10 protein-coding genes are annotated in these 11,829 nt (G+C 31.3%); all 10 read left to right on the top strand.

The genetic code is table 11. The annotated features are described in order from the left end of the window. The gene (locus B5D16_RS00190) at positions 1–774 is read left to right on the top strand and encodes a hypothetical protein (protein WP_078764937.1); all 774 of its coding nucleotides are present in this window, start codon (positions 1–3) and stop codon (positions 772–774) included. A gap of 18 nt (positions 775–792) precedes the next feature. Then, a complete protein-coding gene (locus B5D16_RS00195) occupies positions 793–3,429 on the top strand; it encodes a valine--tRNA ligase (protein ID WP_078764938.1) in 2,637 nt (878 codons plus the stop codon). Between the two features lie 47 nt (positions 3,430–3,476). Next, complete coding sequence (locus B5D16_RS00200) at positions 3,477–4,859, top strand: bifunctional folylpolyglutamate synthase/dihydrofolate synthase (RefSeq protein ID WP_078764939.1); 1,383 nt, start codon at positions 3,477–3,479, stop codon at positions 4,857–4,859. After that, positions 4,852–5,010, top strand: coding sequence for a hypothetical protein (locus tag B5D16_RS12540; RefSeq protein ID WP_200803898.1), 159 nt, complete (start codon positions 4,852–4,854; stop codon positions 5,008–5,010). Before B5D16_RS00200 ends, B5D16_RS12540 begins: the two co-directional genes overlap by 8 nt. 29 nt (positions 5,011–5,039) lie before the next feature. After that, the gene (locus B5D16_RS00205) at positions 5,040–6,605 is read left to right on the top strand and encodes a tetratricopeptide repeat protein (RefSeq protein ID WP_078764940.1); all 1,566 of its coding nucleotides are present in this window, start codon (positions 5,040–5,042) and stop codon (positions 6,603–6,605) included. Between the two features lie 132 nt (positions 6,606–6,737). Beyond that, positions 6,738–7,502: an ATP-binding cassette domain-containing protein gene (locus tag B5D16_RS00210; RefSeq protein WP_078764941.1), complete on the top strand. Its 765-nt coding sequence runs from the start codon at positions 6,738–6,740 to the stop codon at positions 7,500–7,502. Next, positions 7,495–9,123, top strand: a complete 1,629-nt coding sequence (locus B5D16_RS00215) for a hypothetical protein (protein ID WP_078764942.1) — start codon at positions 7,495–7,497, stop codon at positions 9,121–9,123. Before B5D16_RS00210 ends, B5D16_RS00215 begins: the two co-directional genes overlap by 8 nt. A gap of 2 nt (positions 9,124–9,125) precedes the next feature. Next, positions 9,126–10,028, top strand: a complete 903-nt coding sequence (gene mnmL, locus B5D16_RS00220) for a tRNA modification radical SAM protein MnmL/YtqA (protein WP_078764943.1) — start codon at positions 9,126–9,128, stop codon at positions 10,026–10,028. A gap of 123 nt (positions 10,029–10,151) precedes the next feature. After that, positions 10,152–10,295, top strand: a complete 144-nt coding sequence (scfA, locus tag B5D16_RS00225) for a six-cysteine ranthipeptide SCIFF (protein ID WP_078764944.1) — start codon at positions 10,152–10,154, stop codon at positions 10,293–10,295. Between the two features lie 108 nt (positions 10,296–10,403). Next, positions 10,404–11,816, top strand: coding sequence for a thioether cross-link-forming SCIFF peptide maturase (gene scfB, locus B5D16_RS00230; protein ID WP_078764945.1), 1,413 nt, complete (start codon positions 10,404–10,406; stop codon positions 11,814–11,816). Positions 11,817–11,829: the final 13 nt, after the last annotated feature.

The raw sequence follows: 11,829 nt of genomic DNA on the forward strand, positions 1-11,829 counted from the left end.
ATGAGTGGCTTAATGTTAACGCAGACACAGTCTGATGTGCCTTATTACATTAAAGAAATCGGTAAGAATGTCTATTCGATAGAAGAGTTAAGTTATTATTTATATAATCACTTATACTTGGTAGATGAGGATTTCTTTGGTGATGATTTAATAGAATATATTGATGAATATCTTGATAATTCCATGGTTGCTAATGGCTTAAAACAAGCCATAGAGCATGGAGCTTCACTTAGTGAGTTGGTATCATTTGTTATTAAGGCATCTGGATACTATAATGCTGAAGAGATTAGGATATTCCAAAAACAATTAGATTTGTTGAGAACAAGTACCATAACTCAGAGACAAAAGGCCAAAGCGGATATTTTGATGGGACATAGAAAGTTTTCAATGGCGCTTGATATTTATAATAAAATAGTTATGCATCCAGATCCTGAAGAAACATCTATATTTTATGGAAATGTATATAATAACATAGGTGTTATTTATGCAAATATGTTTGCTTTTGAGGATGCAAGGGATTTATTCCAGAGGGCTTATAAAATTAATCATTCAATTGTTACACTTAAACATCTTATTTATTCAGATATTATGTGTGATGGAAATCTAGAAAAGACACTTGAGAGATTTAGTATTTCTAGTGAAATGATTGAAAATTGTAAGCGTGAAATTGATGCAATTAGAAATGAAGAGTATAATTTCTTAGATGGAGAGAGTGATATTTCTAGATGCATTGATATATTTAAATATGAGTACGAGCAGGAGATGCTTAAATAAAATACAAGGAGAATCACAATGAAAGAATTAGAAAAGAATTATAATCCGGCGGACATAGAAAATCGTCTGTATGAAAAATGGTTATCAAAGAAGTTTTTTCATGCAGAGGTAAATAGGGATAAAAAACCATTTACTATTGTTATGCCACCACCAAATATTACAGGTCAGCTTCATATGGGGCATGCACTTGATAATACAATGCAGGATATATTAATTCGATATAAGAGAATGCAGGGATTTGAAGCTCTTTGGGTTCCTGGAACTGATCATGCATCTATTGCTACAGAAGCAAAGATCGTTGAAAAGATGAGAGAAGAAGGTATTACAAAGGAAGATATCGGAAGAGATGGATTTCTTGAAAGAGCATGGGATTGGAAGAAACAATATGGAGGTAGAATTGTTTCTCAGCTTAAAAAACTTGGTTCTTCATGTGATTGGGATAGAGAAAGATTTACAATGGATGAAGGCTGTTCAAAGGCAGTAGAGGAAGTATTTGTTAATCTTTATAATAAAAAATATATTTATCGTGGTGAAAGAATTATTAACTGGTGTCCACATTGTCTTACATCTATTTCAGATGCTGAGGTTGAATATGAGGAACAGCCTGGTAAGTTCTGGCACTTAAGATATAAACTTACAGATGGTTCAGGTTATGTACAGCTTGCTACAACAAGACCTGAAACACTTCTTGGTGATACTGCTATTGCCGTTAATCCAGAAGATGACAGATATAAGGATTTGGTTGGTAAGACAGTTATCTTACCTATAGTTCATAGAGAGATTCCTATTGTAGCTGATGATTATGTTGGTATTGATTTTGGTACTGGTGTAGTTAAGATTACTCCAGCTCATGACCCTAACGACTTTGAAGTTGGTCTTCGTCATAACCTTCCAGTTATTAACGTTATGACTGATGATGCTAAGATTACTGATGATTATCCAAAGTATGCAGGTATGGATAGATATGAAGCTAGAAAGGCAATCGTTAAGGATCTTGAAGAAGAAGGCGCTTTAGTTAAGATTGAAGATCATACACATAATGTTGGTACATGTTATAGATGTCATGACACAATTGAACCTAGAGTTTCACTTCAGTGGTTCGTTAAGATGGAAGAACTTGCAAAACCAGCTATTGAAGCAGTTAAGAATGGTGATACAAAGTTCGTTCCAAGTCATTTTGATAAGACATATTTCCATTGGCTTGAAAACATTAGAGACTGGTGTATTTCAAGACAGTTATGGTGGGGACATAGAATTCCAGCATTCTATTGTGATGACTGTGGTGAAATGGTTGTTACAAAGGATAAGAATCCAGTATGTCCTAAGTGTGGAAAGCCTATGAGACAGGATAACGATACACTTGATACATGGTTCTCATCAGCACTTTGGCCATTCTCTGTTTTAGGTTGGCCTGAAAAAACAGAAGAGATGGATTATTTCTATCCAACTAACGTATTAGTTACTGGATATGATATTATTCTTTTCTGGGTAATTAGAATGATGTTCTCAGGACTTCATCATGTAGGAAAAGTTCCATTTAATACAGTACTTATTCATGGACTTGTAAGAGATTCACAGGGTAGAAAGATGAGTAAGTCACTTGGTAATGGTATTGATCCACTTGAAGTTATTGATAAGTATGGTGCTGATGCACTTAGATTTACTCTTATTACTGGTAATGCTCCTGGTAATGATATGAGATTCTACTGGGAAAGAGTAGAAGCAAGTAGAAACTTCGCTAATAAGGTTTGGAATGCATCAAGATTTATTATGATGAACATGCCAGAAGGTGGTATTAATACAGATACAATTCCTGCTGGTCTTACTATTGAAGATAAGTGGATTTTATCAAAGGTTAATACTCTTTCTAAAGATGTATCTGAAAATCTTGATAAATTTGAAATGGGTATTGCTGCAGATAAGATTTATAACTTTATCTGGGAAGAATTCTGTGATTGGTATATTGAAATGGTTAAGCCAAGATTATATGGTGAAGAGTCAGAATCAAAGACAGCTGCACTTTATACACTTAGCACAGTATTAACATCTGCACTTAAGATGTTACACCCATACATGCCTTTCGTTACAGAAGAAATATTCTGTACATTACAGGATAAGGAAGAAACAATTATGGTTTCAAATTGGCCTGTTTATACAGAAGAATTAAACTTCGCTAGCGAAGAGAATGCAATTGATTTAATTAAAGACGCAGTTAGAAGTATTAGAAATACAAGAGCTGAAATGAATGTACCACCTTCAAAGAAAGCAAAGGTATTTGTTGTTTCAGATGATGAAAGTGTTAGAGATATTTTTGATGAATGTACAGTTATCTTTAAGACTTTAGGTTATGCTAATGAAGTTGTTATTCAGGATAATAAGGATGGTATTAGTGATGATGCTGTATCATGCGTTATCTCAAAGGCAACAATTTACATGCCATTTGATGAATTAGTTGATAAGGCTAAGGAGATTGAAAGACTTAAGAAGGAAGAGAAGAAACTTGAAGGCGAACTTAAGAGAGTTAATGGCATGCTTTCAAATCCAAACTTCACAAGTAAAGCTCCTGAAGCTAAGATTAATGAAGAAAAGGCTAAAAAGCAGAAATATGAAGATATGATGGAACAGGTTAAGAAACAGCTTGAACGTCTATCATAAGTTGTATTTTGATACTAACTAAATGAAATTATAGATGGATAAATACAATGGATAATATTAAGGATTTTAATAATATAACATATGATGAAGCAGTGGAATATCTTTTAGATATTCCACGCTTTATGAAAAAAACAGATTTAAAAAATTTAAGACATTTGCTAAATATAATGCAAGATCCTGATGAAGGTTTTGAAATAGTTCATGTAGCTGGAACTAATGGAAAGGGATCAGTGTGTGCATATCTTTCGTCAATTTTAATTGAAGATGGTAAGAAGTGTGGTTTATTTACATCTCCACATTTGGTTAAGATAAATGAAAGAATAAAAGTTAATGGTAAGGATATTAGTGATGAAGACTTCTTAAGAGTTTTCAAAACAGTTATGCTTGCTATTACAGCTCATATGAGTGAGGGGTATGAACATCCTTCGTTTTTTGAAGTATTATGTGCAATGGCACTTTACTATTTTAGAGAGCAGAGAGTAGATTATGCTGTTTTAGAAACTGGGCTTGGTGGAAGACTTGATGCTACTAATGTTGTTGAAAAGCCAAGACTTTGCATTATAACAACAATTGATTTAGATCATACCGAAATATTAGGAGATACCATTGAGAAAATTGCGACCGAAAAGGCTGGAATTATAAAGAAGGGTGTTCCTGTAATATTCGATTATAGTGGAATTTCAGCATGGAAAGTGGTTAGAAAAGCCTGTGTTATGAATAATTGTTTATTTATTGTTGCTAAGGGCAATACACTTAATGTTGAAGTTAATGAAAACCATATAGAATTCTCTGATGAAACTCTTTTTGATGGAGAAAAATTCAGAATAAATACGGTTGCTCTTTATCAGGCTGATAATGCTAGACTTGCTGTTATGGCTGCAAGAGAATTAGGTGTTGAAAAAGCAGTAATTAAAAGAGGACTTTTAGAAGCTTTCTGGCCTGGAAGAATGCAACAGATTAAGAAAAATGTTTATTTAGATGGAGCTCATAATGTAAGTGGAATGAAGGCTTTTATTAAAAGTGCTAGAAACATAATTAGAGCGAATCCATCAATGGATAGGAAAATAACCTTGGTTCTTGCAATTGTTTCTGATAAAGATTTTGATAGTATGGCTAAGGAGATTATAAATAGTGCATTATTTGATGATATTATTGTTACACATGTTAAATCGAATAGGGCGCTAGAAATACAAAAATTGATATTGAGTTTAAGTAAGTATATGTATAATCATGAAGGTAAAACAACATTCATATATGAAGGAAAGGCTACTCAGTTTAATTTACATGAAGCTAATATAGTTGGAGTTGAAGAATTAACTGATGCTATTAATTACGTAATCCCATATAGGGAAGAGAATGATATAGTATTTTTTGCTGGTTCTTTGTATATGATAGGCGATGTGCTAAAAAAGGAGGTAAACAATGATTAATTTTGAAGAGGAACTTTCAAAGTTTCATCCAAGTGTTGAAATCGAAGATGCAGAGGATGCAATTTATAATACAAAAGTATCAGACATTACTGATATTATGTTGGAAATGCTTGAGGAAGCAAAAAACACTAATACTAAGAAGACTAAATAGTTTTGAAATAATTAATTGGAGCTAAAATTATGAGATGTTTTAATTGTGGCGAAGTACTTTCAAACAGTGATTACTGTATGAATTGCGGAGCTAATGTTACAGTTTATAAAAAAATAGTTATAATGTCTAATACTTACTATAATCAGGGCTTGGTAAGAGCTAATAACAGAGATTTATCAGGGGCTGTTGATATACTTAGTAGAGCAGTTAGACTTAATAAAAATAATGTAGATGCAAGAAACCTTTTAGGTCTTGTTTATTTTGAAATGGGTGAAGCAGTGCAGGCTTTCTCTGAATGGGTACTAAGTGCAAATATTATGCCTGAGAACAATGCTGCTACAAGATATTTAAAAACAATAAAAGCTAATCAGACTAAGTTAGATAATCTAAATCAGTCGATTAAAAAGTATAATACAGCACTTAAATATGCAAAAGACGGAGAAACAGAAATGGCCATCTTACAGTTAAATAAGGTTTTGAATATGAATCCAAACCTTATAAAGGCATACGAACTTTTAACTCTTATGTATATGAAGAGAGGTTTATATGTTAAGGCTAGAAAGTGTATTATGCTTGCACTTAAAATAGACACTTGTAATCCACTTTGTATAAAATACAAGAAAGAAATAGAAAGTTTTCTTGATACACAAAGAAGAATTGATCCTGCTGGATATAGCAGAAAGAAGAGATTACAGGAGAATAGTAAGGATCCTGGAGCCTCATACATAAGTGGAGATGATGTAATTGTTCCTCAAAACAATTATAAGGATTTAGCAAGTGGAGCAATTGGTGTTTTACAGGTTCTTACTGGAATAGTAATTGGTGCGTTAGCTGTTTACTTTATAGTTACTCCTTTGAAGGTTAAGAAACAGACACAGGATGTTAATGAAGTTAAAACAGAATATGATCAGAAAATGGCAATCAAAAAATCTACTATTCAAGAACTTGAAGCAAGAGTAGAGGATATATCAAAGCAGTTAAAAGAAGCTGAAGATAAGGAAACAACTGATAAGAAGATTGAAAAGAATAATAAATATTTGTTAAAGGCTATGCAGGCATATCTTGCTGATGATAAGCCAAAGAGTATGGAAATCCTAAATAAGATTGATACTACAGTTTCAATGAATTCAGATGTGTTTGATTCAATTTACAAATCATTACATGATAAAATGGCTAAGGAAATGGCTGATGAATTCTATGAAAATGGTATGAAGGCTAGAGAGAATGGCGATAATGATGAAGCTATTAAGTGTTTTGAAGAATGTATAAAAACTGAACCAAATTATGGTAATGCTTATTATCAGCTTGGAAATATTTATCATAAGCGTGGTAATGAAGAAAAAGCAGAAGAAATGTTTGAATATATTGTAAAGAATCTTAAGGGCAAGATTGATAAAAACAAATATAATTTCGCTAAAGGTCAGGTTTCAGATGAATTCTTAAATTCATTAGATGATTTAGGTGATGATTCAGATTCAAATGATGGAAATTCAGATGATGGAAATTCAGATGATGAAAATAATGATTCAGGTGATTCTGGTGATAATTCAGACGGTGAAAACAGTGATGATTCTGGAGATGGCGGAGAAGGCTGATAATATTGAAAAGTTTTTAATTTATGAATTATAATGTTTATATGAATAACGATGACTTTTAGCCATCGTTATTTGTATAAGTAAAAGAAAATGGGGTTAGTATCAATTTGATAATAACCATATGGAGGGAATATGAAACTAGTTTTAGAAGAAATATTTAAAAAATTTGATGATAAAGTGGTTATTGCAGATACGGGTTTTACTTTTGAGAGTGGTAAGATATATGGTTTACTAGGAAGAAATGGAGCAGGTAAAACAACACTCTTTAATATTATTAATGATGATATTAAGGCAGAACATGGTAAGGTGTACTTAACTGATGATGAGGGAAATACAAGAAAATTAGATATTGAAGACATCGGCTATGTTATTTCAGCACCAGTTGTTCCAAACTTTTTAACAGGTAGAGAAATGCTTAAATTCTTTATTGAAATCAATCAAAAAAGAATAAAAGATTTAAAAACAATTGATGAATATTTTGATATGGTTTCAATTGATGAAGCTGATAGATATAGACTCGCAAAAGATTATTCACATGGTATGAAGAATAAAATGATGATGTTATTAAATTTTATTTCGAATCCAGATGTATGGCTTCTTGATGAACCACTAACTTCTCTTGATGTTGTTGTTGCGGATGAGATGAAACAGTTACTTAGAACTATGAAAGGTGATCATATTATGATTCTTTCAACTCACATTATGGAACTAGCAACAGGTCTTTGTGATGAAATTGTTCTTCTTAAGGATGGAAAGTTATTACCACTTGATAAGGGAGATATGACAAAAGAAGAATTTGAAAAATTCATTATAGACATACTTAAGTCTGATTATAGTAGTGAAGGCAGTGCTGAAGAAGTTTCAAACGAGGAGAAGGAAGAAGTTGTAAATGATTAATACATATAGAGTAAATAGAAAAGTAAGAAGTGCTTATGAGAAGAATCAGCTTATATTTCTTATATCAAAAATTCCTTTATTAGGTGATTTGATTACAAGTAAGTTTTATTCTTCAAGGGGAATAAAAATATTTTTAAAGATTATTAATTTTATAAAATCATTATTTGGATTGTTTGTAGGAAAACTTTTATATTTATTTGTTACTATTGGATTATGTTCAGGAATATATAAAGAAATAATAGATAAAAAAATAAATAAGTCAGTAATTACAGGAAAGATTTTTTTTGTGCTTATAATCTTGACTGTCGCTGGAGGATTTTTAAATAATCAAATTACATCAGTTATGAGTGAAACATATTCTTCGATTATGATTCTTAGAATGGATGCAAAGAAATATGCTTTATCAAATTACATAGCTTGTTTGATTCGTCATTTTATAGGTTCTGTAATTGCATCTGTAATAGTATATATCGCTGTTGGGTATTATCCTTTATACATGGTTATAGTTTATCCATTATATACAATCATGATTAAGGTTATTTTTGCATCGGAAGTTATAGGAATACAAAGGAAAAATATTAATAGAGATAATCTTGTCGGTTTTTCTAGTTTGATAACATTTGGCGTAACTGCGGTTTGTATTTTGATTGCATTTGTTGGGGGGTTATTTTTAAATCCACCGGCATATATTTTGATTCTTGTAACTATTCTTGCGACTCCTTTTATGGTTGTTTCATGGAAAAAACTGTTTGAATTTAACGATTATAAATATCTATATAAAAAGTTATTATTTGATAGTGAATTTAGTGATGAGAAAAGTGTAGCAAATAAAACAGAAATTCAAAACTATAGTAAAATGCTTGATGCAAATATTGGTGATGATATAAAAAATGGTGCATCAATAAGCAATAAAAAAGGATATGATTATTTTAATGATATCTTTATTAGGAGACATAGAAGTATATATTATAAGCATTGTTTAATATGTTCTTTAATTATATTTGCGATATTTGCGATATTTTCCGTTGTTGGAATTATCATTCAACAAGATCGTCTGTTTCGTTTAATGCGATTACTTGTTGAAGAACATGTATGTGGATTTTTGTTTGTTTTATATATTGTAAATAGAGGTGAAGCATATACCAAGGCATATTTTTATAACTGCGATTGTTCGATGCTTACATATAATTTTTACAGAAAGAAGGAGACAGTTATTAACTTATTTATGATTAGGCTTAAATCCATAATAAAATATAATATGATTCCTACAATTATTATTGCAATTGGAGTAGATGTGTTGTATTTTATTGCATCGGGAGAGAAAACTTTATTCTATATCATTACTCCAATTTCAATATTGGCTATGGGTATTTTTTTCTCAGTGCATTATATATTTTTATATTATGTATTGCAGCCTTATAATGAAAAAATGGAAAATAAAAGCGTGACATATACCTTATGTACAAGTTTGACATATATGGCATGTTATCTTATTTATGATAAAAAGATTAGTTCATTATTGTTCTGTCCGATTATGATTGGATTTACAATTTTATATGTTATTGTAGCTTACTTTGTAATTAATTCATTTGGATATAAGAAATTTAAACTTAATTTGTAATTATGGAATATTATTCACTTAATAAGTATCTTAAAGATACATACGGTAGAAAATTGTATAAGATTAGCATTGATGCTGGATTTACCTGCCCTAATAGGGATGGTTTAATTGATACAAAAGGATGCATATTTTGCTCTGGAAAGGGATCAGGAGATTTTGCTGAAGATAGGATATGTTCAATCACTCAGCAAATACAATCGGGCAAACAAAGGATTATTGGTAAAATGCCAAAGAACATAAATGAGAATGAAGCGAATTTCATTGCTTATTTTCAGGCATATACCAATACATATGCAAGCGTTGAAGTATTAAGGGATAAATACAGGGAAGCATATGAAAATCTTGATATTGCAATTCTCTCAATTGCAACCAGACCGGATTGTATTAATGAAGAGGTGGTAAGTCTATTATCAGAAATTAATAAGATTAAACCAGTATGGGTAGAGCTTGGACTTCAGACCATTCATGAGAAAAGTGCAAACTACATTAGACGAGGATATGATTTATCTGTTTATGATGAAGCAGTAAAACTTCTTTGTAATGAGGGCATAGAAGTAATTACTCATGTTATATTAGGTCTACCAGGTGAAACTAAAGAAGATATGCTTGAAACTGTTAAGTATGTTGGTGAGAGTGGTGCTAAGGGAATAAAACTTCAATTACTTCACGTGCTCAAGGGTACGGATTTAGCGGGTGATTATGAAGAGGGAAAATTTAAATGCCTTGAAATGGATGAATATATTGATATAATTTGTTCAGCATTAAAAGTACTACCTGAAGATATGGTGATACATAGAATGACAGGTGATGGAGCTAAAAAGGATTTAATTGCACCATTATGGAGTATGGATAAAAAGAGAGTTTTAAATTTTTTAAATAAAGCAATTAGTGAAGCTAAAAGGTAGCAAATACATAATAAATGAGTTATTTGCTAATATAATTAGAATAAAAAATACTTTGAAATATTTAATATATATGGTATAATGTTCAAAGATTGCATAAATATGCGAAAAATTAGGAGGAACGTCATGAAACACGTTAAAACATTAAACGAAAAAACATTTAAAGATACTATGAAAAAAGGCGGATGTGGTGAATGCCAGACATCATGCCAGTCAGCATGCAAGACATCTTGCACAGTTGGCAATCAGAAGTGTGAGAATAATAAATAGTCATTAATAAAGATTATTATTCTATAACAGAGCCGACTTTTTGGTTGACTCTGTTATAGTGCGTTTTATTATAAAAAAAGAATATAGTAGATTATAAGGAGATATGTTTTGATTCATCAGTATAAAAATAACGGGTATGACATCATTATGGACATAAATAGTGGTGCTGTACATGTCGTTGATGATATATTATATGATGCGGTGAAGGTGCTTGATGAGAATGAAGAATTCAAAGAAATAATCAAGGGGGATTTTACTGATTCGTATAAAGAAAAGTTTTCCGATGAAATCAAGAATAATCTAAAAGATAAATACTCTCATGATGATCTTTGTGAAGCGATTGGAGAAATATATAATCTTATTGATGATGAGACACTTTTTTCAAAAGACCTTTACGAAGGTATTGTTGAGAATCTTCCAAGTATGCAGACAGTAGTTAAGGCTTTATGTTTACATGTAACACATGATTGCAATTTAGCATGTAAATATTGTTTCGCAGAAGAGGGTGAATATCATGGCGAAAGAGGACTTATGAGTCTTGAAGTAGGTAAAAAGGCTTTAGACTTTATTATTGAGAATTCAGGTAGTAGAAAGAATCTTGAAGTTGACTTTTTCGGTGGTGAACCTTTAATGAACTGGGAAGTTGTAAAAGAACTTGTAAAATATGGTAGACAAAGAGAAAAAGAAGCTAATAAGAATTTTAGATTTACTCTAACTACTAATGGTATGCTACTTAATGATGAAGTTATGGAATTCCTTAATAAGGAGATGTCTAACGTCGTAATTAGTCTTGATGGTAGAAAAGAAGTCAATGACAGAATGAGACCTAGAAGAGGTGGTCAGGGAAGTTACGATGTTATAGTTCCAAAATTCCAGAAACTTGCAGAAAGTCGTAATCAGACAGATTATTATATTAGAGGTACTTTTACTAGATATAATCTTGATTTTTCAGAAGACGTTAAACATTTTGCAGACCTTGGTTTTAAACAGATTTCAATAGAGCCAGTTGTTGCTCCTAAGGAAGCTGATTATGCCATTAGGGAAGAAGATGTAAATAAGATTTTAGATGAATATGATAATCTTGCTAAAGAATTCATAAAGAGAAGAAAAGAGGGTAAAGGTTTTAATTTCTTCCACTTTATGATTGATTTAGATCAAGGTCCTTGTATATATAAGAGAATGTCAGGATGTGGAGCCGGTAGTGAATATTTAGCTGTTACTCCTTGGGGTGATTTATATCCTTGCCATCAATTTGTTGGTAATACTGACTTTTTACTTGGGAACGTTGATGAAGGTATTAAGCGTACTGATTTAGTTTCTAAGTTTAAGAAGTGCAATGTATATTCAAGAAGTGAATGTAAGGATTGTTTTGCTAAATTCTATTGTTCGGGTGGATGTGCTGCGAATTCCTTTAATTTTACAGGGGATATCAATAGTACCTATGAGATAGGTTGTAAAATGCAAAGAAAAAGAGTAGAATGCTCAATTATGCTTAAGGCAGATGAAGCATTTAGTGAATAAATTTATAAAAATT

It is taken from the genome of Eubacterium uniforme (assembly GCF_900167115.1).
Lineage (GTDB): Bacteria > Bacillota > Clostridia > Lachnospirales > Lachnospiraceae > Eubacterium_S > Eubacterium_S uniforme.